This is a genomic window from Acinetobacter sp. Res13-Abat-PEC15-P4-01 (assembly GCF_015676285.1).
Classification (GTDB): Bacteria; Pseudomonadota; Gammaproteobacteria; order Pseudomonadales; family Moraxellaceae; genus Acinetobacter; species Acinetobacter nematophilus.
In genome coordinates this window covers 433,710-453,570 of record NZ_JADAIN010000020.1, presented here as the reverse complement: position 1 = coordinate 453,570, position 19,861 = coordinate 433,710, and the positions used below count along the sequence as shown (strand labels likewise).

General features: G+C 41.0%; 20 protein-coding genes. 4 read left to right on the top strand and 16 right to left on the bottom strand.

What is annotated here, in order from left to right:
- Nucleotides 1-43 precede the first annotated feature (43 nt).
- Nucleotides 44-946 (bottom strand): LysR family transcriptional regulator, encoded by a 903-nt coding sequence (locus tag IMO47_RS09055; protein WP_196075796.1) that lies wholly within the window; start codon nucleotides 944-946, stop codon nucleotides 44-46.
- A gap of 100 nt (nucleotides 947-1,046) precedes the next feature.
- Here IMO47_RS09055 and IMO47_RS09050 point away from each other — a divergent pair, with 100 nt between their 5' ends.
- Both IMO47_RS09050 and IMO47_RS09045 read left to right on the top strand, forming a co-directional pair.
- Entirely contained in the window at nucleotides 1,047-2,399 is a 1,353-nt protein-coding gene (locus tag IMO47_RS09050; protein ID WP_196075795.1) for an MFS transporter, read from the top strand.
- Nucleotides 2,380-2,772 carry a hypothetical protein gene (locus tag IMO47_RS09045; protein WP_196075794.1) on the top strand — a complete coding sequence of 131 codons (393 nt, stop codon included), beginning with the start codon at nucleotides 2,380-2,382 and terminating at the stop codon, nucleotides 2,770-2,772. The genes IMO47_RS09050 and IMO47_RS09045 overlap by 20 nt, the downstream gene beginning before the upstream one ends.
- A 179-nt stretch (nucleotides 2,773-2,951) precedes the next feature.
- Here IMO47_RS09045 and IMO47_RS09040 read toward each other — a convergent pair whose 3' ends face one another.
- Together IMO47_RS09040 and IMO47_RS09035 are read right to left on the bottom strand one after the other, a co-directional pair.
- The gene (locus IMO47_RS09040) at nucleotides 2,952-3,485 is read right to left on the bottom strand and encodes a hypothetical protein (RefSeq protein WP_196075793.1); all 534 of its coding nucleotides are present in this window, start codon (nucleotides 3,483-3,485) and stop codon (nucleotides 2,952-2,954) included.
- Between the two features lie 30 nt (nucleotides 3,486-3,515).
- The gene (locus IMO47_RS09035) at nucleotides 3,516-3,968 is read right to left on the bottom strand and encodes a hypothetical protein (protein WP_196075792.1); all 453 of its coding nucleotides are present in this window, start codon (nucleotides 3,966-3,968) and stop codon (nucleotides 3,516-3,518) included.
- Between the two features lie 619 nt (nucleotides 3,969-4,587).
- Here IMO47_RS09035 and IMO47_RS09030 point away from each other — a divergent pair.
- The gene (locus tag IMO47_RS09030; protein WP_196074375.1) at nucleotides 4,588-5,037 is read left to right on the top strand and encodes a hypothetical protein; all 450 of its coding nucleotides are present in this window, start codon (nucleotides 4,588-4,590) and stop codon (nucleotides 5,035-5,037) included.
- 115 nt (nucleotides 5,038-5,152) lie between these two features.
- Here the strand turns inward: IMO47_RS09030 and IMO47_RS09025 are convergent, their stop codons facing one another.
- The 6 genes from IMO47_RS09025 to IMO47_RS09000 form a co-directional block, all read right to left on the bottom strand.
- Complete coding sequence (locus IMO47_RS09025; protein WP_196074374.1) at nucleotides 5,153-6,415, bottom strand: carbohydrate porin; 1,263 nt, start codon at nucleotides 6,413-6,415, stop codon at nucleotides 5,153-5,155.
- 432 nt (nucleotides 6,416-6,847) lie between these two features.
- Nucleotides 6,848-7,555 carry a YoaK family protein gene (locus IMO47_RS09020; RefSeq protein ID WP_196074373.1) on the bottom strand — a complete coding sequence of 236 codons (708 nt, stop codon included), beginning with the start codon at nucleotides 7,553-7,555 and terminating at the stop codon, nucleotides 6,848-6,850.
- Between the two features lie 49 nt (nucleotides 7,556-7,604).
- Nucleotides 7,605-8,282 carry a YoaK family protein gene (locus tag IMO47_RS09015; protein WP_196074372.1) on the bottom strand — a complete coding sequence of 226 codons (678 nt, stop codon included), beginning with the start codon at nucleotides 8,280-8,282 and terminating at the stop codon, nucleotides 7,605-7,607.
- A gap of 19 nt (nucleotides 8,283-8,301) precedes the next feature.
- Complete coding sequence (locus tag IMO47_RS09010; protein WP_196074371.1) at nucleotides 8,302-8,466, bottom strand: DUF1427 family protein; 165 nt, start codon at nucleotides 8,464-8,466, stop codon at nucleotides 8,302-8,304.
- Nucleotides 8,467-8,526: 60 nt separating this feature from the next.
- On the bottom strand, nucleotides 8,527-10,401 hold the full coding sequence (locus tag IMO47_RS09005) for an amidohydrolase (RefSeq protein ID WP_196074370.1): 1,875 nt from the start codon (nucleotides 10,399-10,401) through the stop codon (nucleotides 8,527-8,529).
- 39 nt (nucleotides 10,402-10,440) lie between these two features.
- Nucleotides 10,441-11,127, bottom strand: a complete 687-nt coding sequence (locus tag IMO47_RS09000; protein WP_196074369.1) for a hydrolase — start codon at nucleotides 11,125-11,127, stop codon at nucleotides 10,441-10,443.
- 167 nt (nucleotides 11,128-11,294) lie between these two features.
- Here IMO47_RS09000 and IMO47_RS08995 point away from each other — a divergent pair, with 167 nt between their 5' ends.
- The gene (locus IMO47_RS08995; RefSeq protein ID WP_196074368.1) at nucleotides 11,295-12,197 is read left to right on the top strand and encodes a LysR family transcriptional regulator; all 903 of its coding nucleotides are present in this window, start codon (nucleotides 11,295-11,297) and stop codon (nucleotides 12,195-12,197) included.
- A 163-nt stretch (nucleotides 12,198-12,360) separates the two neighbouring features.
- Here the strand turns inward: IMO47_RS08995 and IMO47_RS08990 are convergent, their stop codons facing one another.
- The 7 genes from IMO47_RS08990 to IMO47_RS08960 form a co-directional block, all read right to left on the bottom strand.
- Nucleotides 12,361-13,554, bottom strand: coding sequence for a hypothetical protein (locus IMO47_RS08990; RefSeq protein WP_196074367.1), 1,194 nt, complete (start codon nucleotides 13,552-13,554; stop codon nucleotides 12,361-12,363).
- 141 nt (nucleotides 13,555-13,695) lie between these two features.
- Nucleotides 13,696-15,336 (bottom strand): thiamine pyrophosphate-binding protein, encoded by a 1,641-nt coding sequence (locus IMO47_RS08985; RefSeq protein ID WP_196074366.1) that lies wholly within the window; start codon nucleotides 15,334-15,336, stop codon nucleotides 13,696-13,698.
- Nucleotides 15,337-15,370: 34 nt separating this feature from the next.
- Nucleotides 15,371-16,840 (bottom strand): aldehyde dehydrogenase, encoded by a 1,470-nt coding sequence (locus tag IMO47_RS08980; protein ID WP_196074365.1) that lies wholly within the window; start codon nucleotides 16,838-16,840, stop codon nucleotides 15,371-15,373.
- 12 nt (nucleotides 16,841-16,852) lie between these two features.
- Complete coding sequence (locus IMO47_RS08975) at nucleotides 16,853-17,644, bottom strand: aspartate dehydrogenase (RefSeq protein ID WP_196074364.1); 792 nt, start codon at nucleotides 17,642-17,644, stop codon at nucleotides 16,853-16,855.
- 9 nt (nucleotides 17,645-17,653) lie between these two features.
- On the bottom strand, nucleotides 17,654-18,448 hold the full coding sequence (locus IMO47_RS08970; protein ID WP_196074363.1) for an SDR family oxidoreductase: 795 nt from the start codon (nucleotides 18,446-18,448) through the stop codon (nucleotides 17,654-17,656).
- A 22-nt stretch (nucleotides 18,449-18,470) separates the two neighbouring features.
- Entirely contained in the window at nucleotides 18,471-19,286 is an 816-nt protein-coding gene (locus IMO47_RS08965) for an alpha/beta hydrolase (protein ID WP_227552255.1), read from the bottom strand.
- Between the two features lie 33 nt (nucleotides 19,287-19,319).
- A complete protein-coding gene (locus IMO47_RS08960) occupies nucleotides 19,320-19,841 on the bottom strand; it encodes a cupin domain-containing protein (protein ID WP_196074361.1) in 522 nt (173 codons plus the stop codon).
- Between the last annotated feature and the right edge of the window lie 20 nt (nucleotides 19,842-19,861).

Sequence of the window (19,861 nt, the reverse complement as noted above, 5' to 3'; positions counted from 1 at the left end):
GGAATCCTTTTGCTGGTCTGTTTACCCTCGGATGTCAGTTTATTTATGCAGATGACATCGAAAAATGCTCAATTAAAAAGTCCATAAAAACTCGTGTCTTAGCCGGTAAAGAATGGGTATTTGAATAGAGCAATTGAATATTTTGCACAGGTAAATCAAATTCGGGCAATAAACGAATCAATCGTTTTTGCTGTAAATCATCTTCAACCAACCATGCCGGACAAATTGCTACGCCCATAGACGCCAAGACCATCTGATGAATCGCTTCAGCTGAATTGGACTCATATTGATTTCGAACTAAAGGCAGTGTGTATTTCTCACCACGGCGATTTTGCAAAGTGTATTGAGCATCCTGCCAATTCAATAAACTGTGTCCAATCCACGGCACATCAGCCAAATCTGAAATCTTATTGACTGTATGGCAGGCTAAAAATTCAGTTGTGGCAACTAAATAAATCGGGTATTCACCGATTTTCCGTGTTTTTAACGATGAATCTTTTAAGTTTCCAAGACGAATGACTAAATCCAATTTTTCAGTCACTAAATCATCCAGTGATGAGTTAAACGTATATTGCAGTTGCAGCTTGGGATAGTGTCGGCAAAATTTTCCCAATAACGGCAAAATATATTTTTGCCCAAACTCATTGGTTGAAGAAAATCGTAGAACACCTGTCACATTGGTTGCCAAGTTTTGGCTGCGTTCAAATGCCTCATTAATCTGTAACTGAATTTGCTTGAAATCATCGTAAAAATTTTTACCGATTTCAGTCAACGCAATATTGCGCGTATTTCGAATCAACAAACTAGCATCTAACGACTGCTCCAATTGTTTGATATCGATACTGACCATTGAACGGCTCAGCCCCAAAATTTCAGCAGCTTTGGTAAAAGATCCAGAATCAACCACCTGTAAAAAAGTGGCAATCTGTTTGAAATTTTTCTGCATGAAATCACTCATTGTTTGAGATTATTAAACAATGATTTTACTGCGCATGCATCGACAATAAAAGCACAGCAACGTACGCTCCATGACCTTGGAGGTTACAATGTCTTATCGTTATAAAATAGCAACCATGTTTTTACTTGGGTTCTTTATTGACTGCATCAATATATTTATGTCAGCGATCGCCCTACCGAATATAGCAATAATATTTTCAGTTTCTCCTTCCATGACTGCATGGGTGAGCAATGCCTATATTCTCGGTTTGGTCTTGATCATGCCGATCAGTTTATGGCTCTCAAGCCTAATGGGATACAGAAAGCTACTCTGTTTTTCAATGTTACTGTTTTCAATCAGTATCTGTTTTATTGGGTTGAGCACATCCATTTATAGTTTAATTTTTTGGCGCTTCGTTCAAGGTTTGGCAGGCGGATTATTAATTCCTGTTGGACAGGCGTTGGTATTTGGTCTATTTCCACATCATGAACGACAGCGGATCTCCACCTTGATTATGGCAATCGCCTTAATTGCTCCTGCATTTTCCCCAACATTGGGAGGAATCATAGTGGATACCCTTTCATGGCGCTGGGTTTTTTTTTCAAATCTTCCATTTTCGTTACTGACTGCATGCCTAGCGTGGTGTTGGGTCAGAGATGCGCCACGTCAGTCCGATCCACAACCTGATTTTAAAGGCATGATTCTCATCAATATCGGGCTGTTATGTCTATTGCTGTCATTTTCATTCTATACAGATCTGCATCATATTTTCTTTGCGATCACAAGCTTCTCAATTTCAGTCTTGATGCTTGTTGTTTATTTACGCCATTCAGCGCACTCTCATGCTCCCATTCTCAATCTGCAATTATTAAAGAATTCTAATTTACGGACGGCATTTATTGTTTATTATGCAGTACCTGGCATTTTTACAGGCGTGAATTTACTCAATATTTTTAATTTACAACTCAATCTTGGATTTAATGCCAAACAAACAGGGTTGTTTATGGTGCTCTATGCAGCAGGGGCATTGATCTGCATGACAAGTGGCGGGCTTCTCTACCACCGCTTTGGTAAAAAGGTATTGTTTGTGATCGGAATCACCCTGCATAGCTTAGGCATAGGGCTGTTATTTTGGGTAAGCCATGCAGATGATCTAATTCCATTATTTCTTGCATATTTGCTGATGGGCATGGGAGGCGGTCTAAGCGCCAATATCGCACAAATCAGTTCACTTGAAGGTTTTACTGGTCAAGATTTATTACAAGGAAGTGTGCTGTGGAACATCAATCGCCAAGTGGCTTTTAGCGTTGGTACGGTAGTTCTTCTTTCTATCTTTAGTGCCTTGCCCATCTCAAATCGCTTACTGCATTACCAATATACTTTTCTCATCGCAGCACTTTTGTGCGCAATCGCTTTAATTTTTGTTTGGAAGGAAAAGCCGCATGAACCACCCAATCAATGAAGCTTTAAAAAATATTGTAGACCTACATATTTGGATTGAAGATGTATTTACCAATCCCAATGCACAAGACAGCTTAAAAAAGCTTTTATCGAGTTTTGATCAAAATTTTAAAATGATCACAGTTCAGGGGCATTGTATTTCTTTGGCAGAAGTCAGCACTTTATTTCGTGAAAATATCGGCAAAAAATCTGCGTTAAACATTACTATTTCAAATGCTACTCCCTTATTTGAAGCTGAAAACCAGTATTGGATTCAATATCATGAGCATCAGCAGACTCCAGATCATACACAGTTAAGAATTTCAACTGCCTGTATCAGAGTTGAATCTGGAAAATGTTATTGGCAATATCTACATGAAACTTTGGTTCAATAAATGTGACACAATGCTTGAGCGCCATAGCGACTGGCTTTAAGTGGTGAAACAACAGACGCAATTACTGTCGTTTCACCGCAATACCAGGCAACTGCTTTGATCTAAGAATTGTTCTGACACCAGCAGAATCATGACAGCTCAAACAAATCCGTCATCACAGATGTGTGGAAACGATCAAATTAACCCGCAGCCACTTCTTCAGTGATCCATTGTTGTAATTTGCGCGGGAGGTTTTTGGTGTTTTCATCAAAACCAAAATATTCTACACCATCATAAGAACTCATTAATGCCATAATTTTACCTGTTTTGGTATTCACAGCGATTACTGCTTTACTTGCACCGGCACCTTTAGGGTCATAACCGCTTCCAACCAACCAGTCACCCTCACGTTGCATTGGACTAGATACCACGAGTGATTGTTTTACATGAGTGTATTGTTTACCGGTGATCTGTTGAAACTTTTTTTTCCAAGGTTCTGCTTGAATCACATCATAAGGCAATTTTCCATCTGGTTTTACCATACCCGCAGTAGCTACTGGACGTGTTCCACAGTGTTTTTTGATTTCAGCTTCATAACCGATATTGCCCACCTCTTGCACATTGACACTGCGACCAGCTTTATCGGCACATTGCTCCCATTGCTGCAAGGTTTTTGCCTGTGCAAGCACTGGAATACTCAACAGAGCAGCCAGTAAAAAAGTGATTTTTTTCATCCTTATTTATCCTTGTCTTCACTATGTAATTTAATAACCAGATTTCTTCACCAATCTGGGTGCTTCAGCTTTTTTAACAGAAATTAATTTTGCAGTATCAAAACCTTCACTCTCGCCCTTATACACTGCATAATCACCGACAGTCACAGTGGCATGACCTGTATAACCCTCATACCCCTCTTTAGGCTTTTTATTGATTTTAAAAGCCTTGATTGCTTGATTGGTCTGATTAAAACAGAACCAGCGTGAACGTTGATCATGGGCACTACGCGGAATTAATTGATCTGATGGCATATAAGGGTGAAAGCAGACGACATCACCTAAAACCTCATCCTCAAAATAATATGAATACTCCCCGCTGAGTGTGATTTGACCTGTATATTGATCAAATTCACCTTGACTGCTTTTTAACTTTAACCCTTCTGCATCTGCAAGCAATGGCAAGCTCAACAGTGCAGTGAGTAGAACAATTTTGATTTTCATTCTATTAATCCTTGAACTCGTTATATGTTGAAGAGAAACACTCGATCTTTAATACAGGATGACCGAATAATCTTTGATTGTGCACTGGATGCAATGCACTTGTAAGTCATTTAAGTCTGAACGCTGCACCTCACTTCAACTAACAATAGTTGATCTGTAAAGCAAAAACCTTCAGATACTCTGTAAAACACTTCAACATAAAACTTTAAAAATTAAATGCTTTTTATATAAAAAACACTCCTATACAGCCAACACAGCTTGCTTTTTATGCTGAAAGAGATATGTATATTTTATTCAAAGTTCAAACTTAGAACAAAACTTCTGCTTATTTTTCAGCAAGTCACTTTCTATTCATATCCTTTTTTTGTAAATCTTATTCAGACTTAGGTCAAAATACACAATATAGATTAACATCAATAGAATTTAATCATATGAAAAATCATTTCAAAAAATATAATGAATGATCAAAAACTTTATTTACTTATTTATTGAAATATTGTGCAATTACGTTCAGTATCAGTTCAATAATATGCACATGCTTCAATATTATTTTTGGCCAATCCTGCTGAAATAAAAACAACATTCTTATTCAATCAAAATATACGAGGTTGAAAAATTCATGCAATGGAATAAATTATCCATAAAACCAATTTTCGGCTTAGCAGTCTTGCCGTTGCTTCTATCAGCCTGCCAATCAAACAATGTAAATAAAGTGGTTAGAGATTTATCTTCACCAGAAGGTCGTTATCATGTTCAGGTACTTCAATGTCGTGAAAACGATGTGATGTTTGGTGGCGCAACTCAGGTCCAGGTGTCCGTACTTAAAAAAGGCGAAACTGAAAAATGCCGAGCTGCTTTAAATGCAATCAATCAATTTTCAGTCAATACCATCGACTTTGGCAATCAAAATAATGCCTTAGAATTGGAATGGTTGTCTGAGAATAAGCTAAGAGCATGGCATCGAAGCTTCGCAAAAAATCCAAATAAAAACTTTATTGGACCCTATTCATCGTTAAATCGTAATGATTCACCCGTACATGTTATTTTCTCACCTGTGTCTGATCAATAGCTTCGTCATTTTGAACGTCAACCTATTGCGCTATAGATAAAAACCAGCTACGACTTTTAAGCTACACAAAATGCAGGGATTGCTGCTCTAAATTTCAGATTTAAAACGCGATTTACTAAAAGTTTATCTTTGTACCCAGAGCAAAAACCCAAGCATTGTCTGTATTCTTTGTCGCACCAGGATGAACAATATATTGTAAGCTAGGACGTAACATCAGCCACTTTGCAGGATTGTAACTATAATTTAATTCAATATTGTATTCCGCATCAGCATTAAATTGTGCCTTACCTTCAGTAAAACGGTCATTGAGATGAATTCGGTTGAGACCAAAACCTAGATTATCTTCAGGGTGACTGATGAAAACTCCATAGTATTTGAGACCGATCTGCTGAGAATGATCAACCTTGTTGGTATTGCGGTTATGAAAAGTAAAATTTGCAAAGCTGTGCAAACCCTGTTTTCCAGAACCCATCGACGTGAGTTGCTGATCAAAGTTGAACCACGCGCCATACGTATGATTTTCACCCTGCCCCGTTCGAATGTTTTTTTGATTTTTAAGGTCATCCGCACTGTTGTACATTGCACCTATGCGATATGTTCCTGCCAATCCATTGATGAAAGATCTGGGTTGCCAGATCACTTCTATCGGAATCGTCACACCATCCGCTTGATCTGTATTGAGGTTCCAACCATGCCGCTCTAAAGCATTTTGTGAGTTGTATTCGTATACACCGATTTGGGCAGAAAGTTCTGGCTGAAGTTGGTATTTAATACGGCCACCCCATTGAGAAATCGGTGAATTGTACCAAATACCACTCTGCCACTTGCCCATCTGTGCGGCACAAAATGAATTATTTTGAAACTCACATGACATCACATTAAAATCAGTCCCTATTCCCAAACGTCCCAATTTGATGCTGAGTCCATAATCTTTGAAGTTCTTTTCTAGAGAAAACTCCGTCAGACGACTTTTACTGTTACCACGACCATAATTTGCTTGTACATTGGCAATTTGCGGTGCAGTTGGATCAGAAATATCTTCCGAGGACAAGCTTTGTCCTTGCCGAGCAGTGATTGTTGCTCGCAGACTTAACCCAGTCAAATTTGCCAATTTCTCCAGATCTAAAGTTGAACCGATCAAGAGTTGACTCGCATACTTTGGGGAATGCCCCGAATCGTACCCCCCATCAGCCAAATAAGCCGTATCAATCATCAGATTGGAATCAAATTTAATACCTTGATTTAAAAGCTCAGTCCGTTTCCCTTGCCAGTCACCCAATAAATATGGACTATTTTTATTAAGCATAAGCCCAGCAGCATGTAATTGTGTGATAAGCAAAGAAAACAAAGGGATAGAAGTTTTAAGTAAATTTGACATTGCTTTACCTTAAATTTTGTTATTTCGTTATAAAACAGATTGTTAATGATCACCTTGGTGATCTTTAAAATACTGTTCAATTTGTCGCTTGGATAAAAACCATAAAACCGCAATCATGCCAAGTATCAACAATGTGAGTTTGCTATCGATAAAACTCAGAAAAATGGATATCCCATATAGAATGGATGAGATCCATAATTTACGACCTGTACCCAATCATTGAGCTATCCTTGAATGTTGGTCTTATTGCTCAAACAATGTGGTTTCCAACACGCAATAAGCCACTGAATACATAAACAAAAACCGTAAGTGGAGGTCAATAAGCTGCATAATCGATATATGCAGACCAAGCTGTTGGCAGTGGAATCATGGTTGACCAGAAGATGCCAATACTGATTGTGTCCGAGCAAAACTTATCCATGACCTCCCTCCTTAGTTCGGTTGAACAAATCTCTGTTTCGCAGCAAGGTAAGACAAATACAGAACAGGTGCGACAAAGAAAGCGACACTCCAAAAATCTAAATACACGTATAAAAATGCCCCCAAAAATGCGCCGATGACAAAACCCATTACAATACTGAAACTATGTTGTAGCTTCTGCATATTGCTATCACTGCGATCTCTAAAATAGTTGGAAATATCGATACCCAACTGAGTGGTATTCCCAGTCATCATGGTGCTTGGACTGATATGTTTAATTAAGGTTTTACTCGAAGTATTTCGGATTGCCAAAGCAATCAACCCCAAGCCCCCCGTGATAGCCACAGTGACATTATTGGCATCTTTAAAGGGCTCAAAATATAGTCCCGCCAACATAAAACCTGTTAAGAAAATGGCTTCACCCAAAAACAAATAACTCAAGGTCGTATGTTTTTGTACACTCCGATCAATCCAATATTTCGTTATGGCAACAGTTAAAATAAATAAGGGAATTGCACCTAATTTAATCCAAATTCCCGGTCCACCTTTTACCCAAGCGGCTCCAGCCAATACCAAGTTGCCTGTCACATGAGCTGTAAAAAAACCAAAAAGTGCAATAAACCCAATGGTATCGACTGCACCACCGACAATCGTCAATAACAGAGGATCTCTACAGCTTTTCCAGAATCCTGGAGCTGCCGGGTTGTGTATATTTTCCATGTTCTACTCGTCATTGAATAAATAATAGGGTGAGTGTTGGCTCACAGTGCTAGGCTTTTTTATAATTTTCCCGGTTGAAATAAATGACTATCAACAACAATGGAGGAAAGACAAATAACCACAGCAATGCAAATTTATACAGGATTGCAGCCACTGCACATCCAAAAGCAAAGCTCAACATTGTTGGAAGAATCGGATCAATACGTTGCCGAATCTGATATTTTTCTTCCTCAGAGCGTTTGGAAAACAGTTCAGCAATATTTAACATTAATTGTGTGGTAGACCCCGTCATGACCGTGGTTGGAGATTCTTTAGCCCAATGGATACGATGCATAGCATTTTGAATTGCCATCGCCGCGACCAATAGCATACCAACCGTAAAGCTCATAGCCGTATCGTACTTTGGAAAAGGCAGATAAAAATAAGTGCATACTGCGACAATGCTAAAAAGTAACAACATCGTTTTAAGAAAAAAACGATAAGAACTGTTTTGGCGTGACACAAACCTTTGATCAATCACTTTGACCAGTAAAACGGTGATGCAGAACATCGGCAATGCAGCCAGTTTCGCCCATGCACCCGTTTGACTTTCGGAAACCAAAGCCGCCCCCAAAGTAACAAAGTTACCTGTAACATGTGCAGAAAACAGCCCATGCAAAGCAAGGAAGCTTGCTGTATCGACATAACCTGCATTGAAACTTAACAACTTACTGAGCTTAAATTGCATTGTTTATCATCGTCCATGGTTAGGATAATAAATTTTTAATCATCGGCATAAGCTGCTCACCAATGACCATTCCCAACAAACCACATAATGCAACGAATGGTGGCGCCGGCGATTTTACATTCAACAGGTAATACAATACGCCCACCAACAAGCCAACAGCTAAAGAGATGAAATAAATTTTCATAGCATTCTCCCCAATAAAACGCCATCTCATTTCAGTGAGATGGCGTTTTTTAGGTGGGTGTTAAAAAGCAAAACAGGAGCAGCCGAGTGCGCCCCAAAATGATTTTTTGTCTTGATCATTGATTGGAATATCAATCATCCATGCATGCGAGTGACCATGCATACCACAATTGTTGGTACATCCACACATTGCTGAATTGTTTTGCAGTGGTTGCAAAGAAGGCGCATTGCGGTTTTCAGACAGACGCCACTGCCCTCCAAAGCGTTTTACTGGCGACCATTCAGGTGATGCAGGTGGAATTGGAGGATCTTCCTGTTTAAACTCTGCTGCTGCATAAACCACCCGTCCATTCATCACCGTCATGACAGATTCAATAGATTGAATACACTCTCCCTCCACAGAGAAATAGTCATCAGACAGTACAACAAGATCTGCATGTTCACCTGTGACCAAAGCACCTTTCTGAGTCTGCTCTCCTGAAAACCAAGCCGAACCTTTGGTCCAGAGTTTCAAGGCGGTTTGACGGTCAATTAAATCTTTTTCATCATAAAGTGCAAAGCCGCCTACTGTTTTACCAGTAGTTAACCATGCCAGACATACCCATGGATTGTATGATGCCACACGCGTTGCATCTGTTCCTGCACCGACAGGAACGCCAAGTTCAAGCATTTTCTTTACCGGTGGTGTTGTTTTGGCAGCTTCGGCGCCATAACGTTTGACAAAAATTTCACCTTGATAAGCCATTCGATGTTGAATCGCAATTCCACCACCCAATGCGCCAATCCGCTCAATGTTTTGTTCTGACACCGTTTCTGCATGATCAATAATAAAACGCGTTGCAAAAGCTTGCTTGCCATTGACCCGTTCAAATACATTGAGCAAACGGCTGATACTTTCATCATAAGTGGCATGAATTCGGAATGGCCATTTTTTCTCAGATAGATGTTCAACGATTGCTTCGAGTTCAGCTTCCATTTTTTCGGGCAAATCTGGGCGCGGCTCATAGAAATCTTCAAAATCACCTGCTGACCAAGTCAGGTTTTCACCTGCACCATTCATTTGTAATAGTGCATCACCTTCGCCTGGAAAAGTCATTTCTGTCCAACGCTGATAATCTTGCAGTTCTTCACCTGCTTTCTGTGCAAAGAGGTTATAGGCAATTCTTACCGTCATCTGGTCTTTTTCATGCAACTGTTTAATCACGGCATAGTCATCAGGATAATTTTGCCCACCCCCCCCTGCATCGATCGCCGATGTCACCCCTAGACGATTTAACTCGCGCATAAAATGTCGGGTCGAATTGACTTGATCTTCAACAGGCAGTTTTGGCGCCTTACCCAATGTTGAATAGAGAATCGCGGCTGATGGTGTAGCCAGAAGCAAGCCAGTTGGTTCCCCTTTTTCATTGCGTTCTATGCGACCACCAGGTGGATCCGGCGTATCTTTATTAAATCCCAGTACATCTAAAGCTGCTCGATTGAGCATAGCACTGGCATATAGATGCAAAATAAATACCGGAGTATCTGGTGCAGCTTTATTGATTTCCGCCAAGGTAGGCAATCTTCTTTCTGCAAATTGGAATTCAGTCCAACCGCCGACGACACGTACCCACTGTGGTGCAGGTGTATTTTCAGCCTGTTCTTTCAACAGCCTCAGCGCATCAGCAATGGTGGGAACCCCTTCCCAACGCAATTCCATGTTATAATTCAGTCCACCACGAATAATGTGTAGATGGCTATCATTTAATCCAGGGATCACACGACGCCCATTTAAATCAATCACTTTGGTGGTGTCTTTTGCCAACTTCATGATCTGACTTTCATCACCTGTGGCAATCACTTTTCCATCGGCAATGGCAATCGCCGTTACTTCCGGTTGTCTAGCATCCAGCGTGGTAATTTTTCCATTCTTAAGGATCAGCGCTACATCTGTCATGATCATCTCCATATCAATGAATATGTATGTCCATAGGGCTTATCTTGCAGGTACCGCTGCAATCACTTCATGCTGAGTCGTGGTTCTCTCTGGAGCTTTATGGACCATGGTATATGCATAATCGACCCCCATACCATATGCACCTGAGTGTTCTCGAACAATATCCATCACCGCATCATAGGTTTCTCGATGTGCCCAATCCCGTTGCCATTCAAGCAAAACCTGTTGCCACGTTACTGGAACAACACCCGCTTGGATCATTCGTTGCATTGCATAGTCATGGGCTTCTTTTGATGTCCCTCCCGACGCATCTGCAACCATATAAATTTCATAGTCACCTTCCAGCATCGCACCAAATGAGAAAGTGATATTACAAACTTCAGTCCATAAACCAGATACGATGATTTTTTTTCGGTGATTTGCAGCCAATGCATCACGCACTTTTTGATCATCCCATGAATTCATTGAGGTTCTTTCAAGTAAAGGAGCATCAGGAAAAACATCTAATAATTCTGGAAAAGTGTGTCCTGAGAAACTTTCAGTTTCTACTGTTGTTATGGTGGTTGGAATATTAAAAACTTTTGCTGCTTTTGCCAGCCCTACAACATTATTCTTTAACGTTTGGCGATCTATGGACTGAACACCAAATGCCATTTGTGGTTGTTGATCGATGAAGATGATTTGACAATTTTGTGGGCTAAGTTGTTCTAAAAATGCTTTATTCATTCTGATTGGCAACATATTTATAAAGGAGTTTATATCAAAGCAAAAATACACGTAAACCACTAGATAGCAATTTAAATACAAACTGTATCCTGAAAAGATACAATGATTGCTAAGCTTCGAACGATGCGATACTTTAATGATTAAGTTGACAATTACATTAAAATTGAATGGATAAATTAGACTGTATCAACACTTTTATCAGTGTTGTTGAACATGGCAATTTTAGTAGTGCATCACGCCACTTGGGGATTACACGAGATCAAGTAGCGAAAAGGATTTGTCATTTAGAAACAATCTTTAATACAGCTTTATTCATTCGAAATACACGAAAAATGGACTTGACCCATTCAGGTGAAAAATTTTACCAGCACTCAAAAGTGATTATGAGTGAATTTGAATGGGCAACCAGTGATTTTGTACATGACCAAAAATACCCTGAAGGTAAGCTCAGAATTAATGCGCCGCATTCATTTAGACAAGCCAATCTTACCGAGATCATCTCTAAATTCATGCTGCAATACCCCAATATCAAAATAGATTTATTTCTTTCAGATAAGTTCTTAAATATCAACGAGGATAAATACGATATTGTGTTGAGAATCAGCCCAGAGATTGATGAACGCAACACACATTTGCTGAGCACTTATCATCGACATTTTTATGCAACTGGCAGTTATTTTGAAAAATACGGCAAACCCAATAGCATTGATGAATTAAAAAAGCACAGCCTGTTGTTATATTCACAAGCAGATTCCAGCGCTAAAATTGTGCTGAGCAAAAATAAAAAAGAAGAAAGCATCTACTGCACCCCCAAATTAACCTGCAATAGCGGTGATTTTCTTCTGGACTTTTGTAAACAGGATCAGGGAATTATATTTTTACCTGATTTTTTAGCTCAAAAAGATCAAGATGCAGGCAGCATCGTTCGCTGTTTGGAAGACTATGATTCAGCACAACTTTACTTTTATGCCATCACCTCTTCAACAGATAAAATGCCTAAAAAAGTCCGACTTTTTTTAGACGAACTCAAGGCATATTTTCCAAATAGCAAAAAAATGGCTTCACACTAAAACACTATTCAATCACTCAAGTGATAATAAAATCAGCACTTCACTTATAACAGCTTGATCAAGCTATCTTTTCTGTATAATGATGTGCTGATTGTATTCAACTGACATGCAATGCCTCAAAATGAGATCAAAGCATATGATTGAACACCTTTTTTGTTCAAGATTAAAAACTATAGCCAATGTTTAAATTGATCCGGTATAGCCATTGATCACTATAGGGTGAGACTGTCGAGGTAAAACCAGTGGCATTTGATGCACCGCCAATAATATTGGCATTTTTGCCCCATGTATAATCCGCCCAAACCATAAATGGTGATGCGATGAATAACATCCCTGTGGTATTCATTTGTGAATCAGACCAGTCATCACGTTTCTTGTCCATATAACTATAATCATTATAAAAGCGAATTGCCTTGAGTTTTCCCATATCCTGCACAGGCAAAGTATAGGCCAGATTTAAACTGGCAACTGTCGCTTCGGATGCAATGAAATAAGCAGGCGTAAAACCGTTATTGCCCATCAGGGTCATGTCATTGTTCACTCCCTCAGGGTTCTTTGCATCATATTGATAATGAATCACTGAGCTTTGTAAATTAAAGCGTTTGTAATTATTATCGGTGTGTACACCTAAAGCATAATATTGACCATTTTTGTCCGTGGTTTGATTGTGCAATTGAGCGATTGCACCTGATAGACCCAACTCTTGTTTACCAAACTCAGTTTCAAGCTTACGTACAATGCGTGTATTGAATTGATGTCGCTTTTCATTTTGATAGGCTTTTTGGGTGGGAAAAGCATTTTCAGCCAAATCATCATAGGTGGCACTTTCAGGAGAATAACGCAGGTTAGTCGCTAACATTTGCGGATAATACCCCAGTTTGATGTCCCAATCCTTATTGTGGAAATTCCAATTCAAACCAGGGGCAATATTGTTGCCATATCCTAGAAAGAACGGAATATGATAGGTCCAACCGTTTTGTGGATAAGGATAAATCGTAAAGGGTTTGTAGACAAAACCAGCCTCCAGGCTGTTATTTTCATCTAGGTTATAGCCCACATAAGCCTTTTCAATCGCACGTTTCTCTTGATCTTGAAATAAATAACTTGCATTGATATAGGCATTATCAAATTTACCCTTGAGATCCACCCTGAAAATATCGAAGTAAAGTTTTCCATTGTCATTGTTTGGACCCTCCCAACCTTCATAACGATAGTTTGTCCGAATCACACCACCTAAGCTTAAAGTGTCTGTTCCATCTTCGCTTTTCCATTCGAGTGCTGGGCTTTTTGCAAAAGTGTTGGATGTCATACCCAAATAAAATGCAGCAAGCATCACGACCATCGATGTCTTTTTCATACCTAGTTCCTTTATCTTTGTCCCAACGATCCTGTTGGTCTTGTTTTTGTTTTACCTGTAAAACATAGTTTTTATCATTTTACAGGCAAAAAAATTTGCCTGTAAATGTTTTAAGATCTGCGCTATTTATCCATATATGGATTAGTACAGCTTTTTCTGTGGTGGACCCGCGAAGTTAAGCGGACCGATCGCGTGCATATCCAGTTCAATGACACTTGGACCTTGAAACTTAACTGCTTCTTGAATCACTGTGTTAAATTCTTCAGCGCTCCCCACTTTCCAGCTTTTCACACCCATTGCATCACCCAGTACCTTATAGTCTGGAGTATGCAATTCATTAAAATACTGACGACCACCAAAGTAGCTATTTTGGATTCCTCGCATTACGCCATAACCACCATCATTCATGATCATCAACACCATATTGGTATTTTCCTGTGCCATGGTTGCGATTTCGCCGATTCCTAGCATCAGTCCGCCATCACCAACCAAAGCAATCACTTTTTTATCAGGATTGGCAATTGAAGCGCCTATCGCAGTTGCTAGACCAAGACCAATCGCTCCTGCCAAAGAATGAATGTTGAGATTGGGCGCCTGAACTGGAAATAAGCGGCTGCCCCAAGTACTGCCAGACATGGTGATGTCACGGACAAAAATACCATCTTGTGGTAATGCAGCACGCAAGTGATCACAAATTAGCGCATATTGATCCAGCTGAGTCCTTAAAGCATCAATCGCTGCCTGCTTCGCCTGAACAACGGCTTGATCGTAATCTGCATCGATTTTTGATATGCCTTGTAAGCCAGTCAGTACACGCTGCAATACATCTTTAGCATCGCCACAGATGAAATTTCGTACTTTATAATTACGTTGCTGTGCTACGGGATTGGCATCAATCTGGATAATATTGTCAGGGAACTGTACTGAATAGGTTTTGGTTTCATTACTGCGCAAACGAGAACCAACAACAACCAATAGATCAGCACCTTTGAGCAGTTGTTCCACTCCCGCAGAGTTATGGAATGCGCCTAAACTACGTGGATGATCATCTGCCAATACACCACGTGCATGTGTGGATGAAACCACTGGAATCCCAAGATCAGCAATGGCTTTCACTTCCGCAACACTATTGAGCGTCCCTCCGCCAATCCAAAATACAGGGCGTTTGGCTTTTTTTATTGCATTGACAATCAAATCGATTTCGACCTGTTCAGCTTGAGGAAGTTCAAGCGCTTTCACTGGTCCCAGGTTCAGGGGCAAATCAATTTCCGCTGCTTGAACGTCGATCGGCAATTCAACACTCACAGGTCCCATCGGTACAGTGGTTGCCACACGAATCGCTTCACGAATCACACCTACAGCATTGTCAGGGCTGGTAATTCTGAATGCAGCTTTGCTTGATGCCCGTAAAAAAGTCAGCTGATCTTTGGTTTCATGAATAAAACTGGCATCACGATCCAAATATTCACGTTCGACCTGTCCTGTTAAATGTAAAACGGGACTGCCTGCATTCATCGCTTCAATCAATGAACCCACCGCATTACCTGCCCCTGCACCCGTACTGGTTAAAGCGACACCTAACCCTTTAAAACGAGAATGCCCATCCGCCATAGTGACCGCACCTGCTTCGCCACGTGCAGCAACAAAACGGATTTTTTCACGGCGACCGACTGCATCAGCAATCGGTAAGTTATGAATCGAAATAACACCGTAAATACTGTCCACTTGATGTGCTTCTAGAACACGGGCAATTGCTTCACCTACATTTACACGTTCCGTCATTTTTTCTTCCTCAAAAATTATTCATTCCATGAATTTATGAATTCGCCCAAGGATTTGGCTGTTCGCTTAATCCCATATAGATGCTTTTTTGTTGCATATAAGACAAAATACCTAGACGTCCTTTTTCACGTCCGATACCACTGTCCTTAAAGCCGCCAAATGGTGCCGAAATAGAGAATTTTTTATAGGTATTGATCCACACTGTACCCACCTCCAGTGCGCGAGCAATTTGCCATGCTTTTCGATAGTTTTCAGTCCAGATGCCTGCGGCAAGACCAAAACAACTGTCATTGGCTTCTACAATCAAATCGTCGTCATCGTCATAACGCATCACCACTAAAACAGGTCCAAAAATTTCTTCCTGACATGTTTGTGCTGAATTTTTCAATCCCGTGATGATCGTAGGTAAGTAATAACTGCCTTTTGCAAATTCGCCATCTGTCAATGCTTGACCACCAATCACGACCTGTCCCCCCTCTTGCCTTGCCAGCTGGACATAAGCATCGACCGAAGCCAGATGCTTTGGATTTATCAAAGAGCCAAGGTGTACACCTGCGGTTTCAGGATGTCCAACACGCAAACCTTTGGTAATCTCAACTAGACGATTTAAGAATTGATCATAGATACTGCTGTGTACAAATAGACGTGAACCCGCAATACATGCTTGTCCAGCCGAACTGAAAATACCGTAAGCCACGCCTTTTGCTGCCAGTTCAATATCTGCATCTGGCAATACGATCGTTGGTGATTTGCCCCCTAACTCCAATGAGGTTGTAATTAATTTCTCAGCAGCAAGATGTGCAAGATGGCGACCTGTGGTGGTCCCCCCCGTAAATGAGATCTTACGGACTAGAGGATGCTTTACAATTGCATCGCCAATCACTGAACCACGCCCGACCAGTACACTTAATAAACCTTTAGGTAAGCCAGCTTCTTCAAAGATTTTAGCCAGTTCCAATGCTATTAAAGAAGTGACTTCCGCAGGTTTTAAAATAACTGCATTCCCACCCGCAAGCGCAGGTGCCAATTTTTGTACTTCACTGGCAATTGGTGAGTTCCATGGGGTAATTGCAGCCACTACACCTACAGGTTCATGTACACTCATGGTCATGAAATCTGATGCACGTTGCGTGGTGAGTTCATCATTCAATGTTTCACAGGCTGCTGCCACATAACGAGCTGTTGCAGCCGCACTCATGGTTAAAGCCCGTGTTTCAGCCAAGGGCTTTCCATTATCACGCGTTTGTAATTGAGAAAGCTCATCCACACGCGCTTCAATAATGTCTGCCACTTTGTATAAGATACGGGCACGTTCATGTGGCAGGCTGTTACGCCACTCAGACTTACGCCATGCTAAATCTGCTTTTTCAACGGCTTCATTGACATCATCTAAACTCGCTGTAGAAATTTCAGCATTCACAGATTGATCTGCCGGGAATAAACTTTGAATCGTACCGCCTTTACCTAATCGCCATTCACCTGCGATATAAATTTCCTTGATCATGCTCAAATCCTTTTAAATCTGAATTGCTTCGACGCTGTTACGACACGCACGAATCACGCTCAGTGCCGCTAGAGTTGAAGTTTTTGGGTTACTCGCCAAAGGTACGCCAATCAATTCAATGGTCATTTCACCGAAAACACCCTCTGCCACAATGGTGTGCTTGTTTTTGTTAATACTTGGATCAACGGTCAACTCCACCATGGTTTCGTCCATACCAAGACCTGCCAGTGCAATTGTTGCTGCGACATTGGCATTTGCCGGAAACTTCAAGGCTGCTTCTCTGGCTGTGCCGCGGAAAAAAACTGTTGCTTTAAGCACTTGATCTAAATCAATCAATTGTTCTGCATAGCTCCCACGCCAGCTGTTTGGACTTTTGCACCCCTTATAGGTGACCTTTTCCAGCCCCCCTTCTTTGGCTGCAGCAATGCCATCAATGCCCGCAATTGCACCTGCGAGTAGATGTAGATGCGCATCATGTTGTTCAGCTGTGGTTTTGAGTTGAACTAAAAATTCATTGTCTGCCAAAGTCCCTACTGATATCAGACCAATCGTCCAGCCTTTTTCCAAGACTTTTTGTGCATGTTCTTTCACCGCAGCCTGACCCGCCACTTCAATGACATAATCAGGTGTACCCTGACACTGTTCAATTGAACTGATGACCTGCACTTCCTCAGCAACCTGTGCCTTGACTTTTTCTATACTGCGTGCGGGCACCACAATCCATTTAAGCTGCAGGTCTTGGGGCATGTGGGCATAGACTTCTGCTGCCATCGCGCCAAAACCAATCATCATCAACTGCTTCATGTAAACACCTTATAAATGTTTATTAAATCCACCAGATACATCCAGGGTTGAACCAGTGGTATACGAGGCCAGAGGTGATGCCAAAAATACCAAGGCACGGGCTGGCTCCTCTGGCTTGCCCAGTCGCTGCATCGGAATGCCGCGTTTTTCTGCAATACTGCCTGTCCACTGTTCCCAGGAAGCACTTGTGTCCGAGCGGGCTTCAAAACGACGCTTCCATTGCGCAGATTCCACCATTCCCAACAAAATCGAATTGACCCGAATTCCGTATTGACTGAATTCATGGGCTAAAGAATGAGTCAGATTCAACAAGGCAGCACGTGCAGCTGAGGTTGCAATCATATGTGGCTCAGGTTGCAGTGCTAACAATGAGTTAACATTGGTGATCGAACCACATGGAGATTTTTTTAAATCGTTTAAAAATGCTCGAACTGGATGCAATACACTGAAATACTTCAATTCAATTTCTTTCATCCAATCTTCATCTTGGGTGTCTTCAAAATTTGACACACGCCCTTGACCTGCGTTATTGATCAACATATCGACATTTCCGAGCTGCCGGTTGACTTGCTGCGCAAAGCGTTTTACATCTTCTTTATCCAATACATTGCAACGACAGGTGAAAATATGGGCGTCTGGATATTTTTCCAAAATATAGGTTTTTGATGCGATTAAGCGCTGTTCATCTCGACCACACCATGCGACCTTGGCACCTTCTGACACCAAAATTTCCACCACTGACAAACCAATGCCTGACGAGCCGCCTGTGACAACTGCTAGTTTTCCTTCAACTTGGAAGCTCATATCCATATCTCTCGTTGATGTTTTAATTGATCGATAAAACAATGTCGTTAAACTGTTGAGGTTGATCGACATAACTCAGATGACCTGCATCTGCAATGAGATGACATCTGCTCAAATGCATTTCTACCGCAAGTTCTTTAATTGCTTTTACAGGTGTGATTTGATCCTTATCACCTGCAATCACGACACATGGAACTGTGATTTCTGTTAAATAATTTCGAATTTCGTCGTAAGCTAACAAATACGATGCACGGGTAAAGCCATTTAAAGTCAGATGGCTCATGACCTCATTGACCAAAGCCAAAGCCTGCTGCTCCTGTTTATAAATCAAATGTGGTCCACGACATGCGGCCATTCCCACATTACCTAAGCTTTTCAGCATACTTGGGCGTTTATGGTAAACCTGTGTCTTGGTTTCTTCATCTGCGCGTTGATAGCCCTGTGCTGGATTCGCCAGAATCAAGGCTACAACCCGCTCAGGATAAAGATGAGTAAAGGCACTGGCCTGTAAAGCGCCAAGGGAATGACCAATCAAAATAACCTTGGAAATATTTAAGGCCTCCATCAAACCCAATATGCGTTGTGCATAATCCGTTGCATTGGGTTGATCTGTATCTAAGTCATCGGATAGGCCATAACCTGGTGCATCCCAGGCGATGACATGAAAATGCTGATGGAGTACATCCAATTGATTGATCCAAGACCCTGAACCTGAACTAATTCCATGCAGCAAAATCAAGGCTTGACCTTGTCCTGCCTCACGATAGGCTTGTATATGACCATTCACAGTAATGGTTTTTACTGGGTATTTGGCTAAATTATCAATCAGTGTCATCAAGTCTTCCCTTTAACATTTATGAGTTCAATCGAATCAACGTTTGATTTGAGACAAAGGATGCTCAGGTGGATAATTCGGAATCGTAGGTTTACCTGCACCTAACATGACGCACATCAAGGCATCTTCCTGACCGGGATTGAACAGTCCGCGATAAATCCCCGGTGGAATTGAAATCAAATCGCGCTCTTTCAATTTGGTCTGGAATTTCTCACCGTTATGCTCAATGAATAGATCAATTTCTCCTCGCAGCATAAAAAACACTTCTTCAACATCATGATGGATATGCAAAGGTCCTTCACACTGTGCTGGGAGTACCATCGTTGAAAAAGTAAAATTTTCAGCGGGAACTGTGTTGCCATCATTTACCACGCCCGTGGCTCCTGTTCCCATATAGCGCATCTGTGCGCGGCGATATTTTGGGTCATAATCCGCTTGAAACTTCAAAGCATCAAAATCATATTTACGTGTCTCAAATCGTGCGATACGCGTATTTAACCAATCTTGTAAACTTGTGCCTTCTGGTTGTTTCCATGATTCGAATTGTTGAGTAGTCATGTTTTTAACTCCTAGATCTG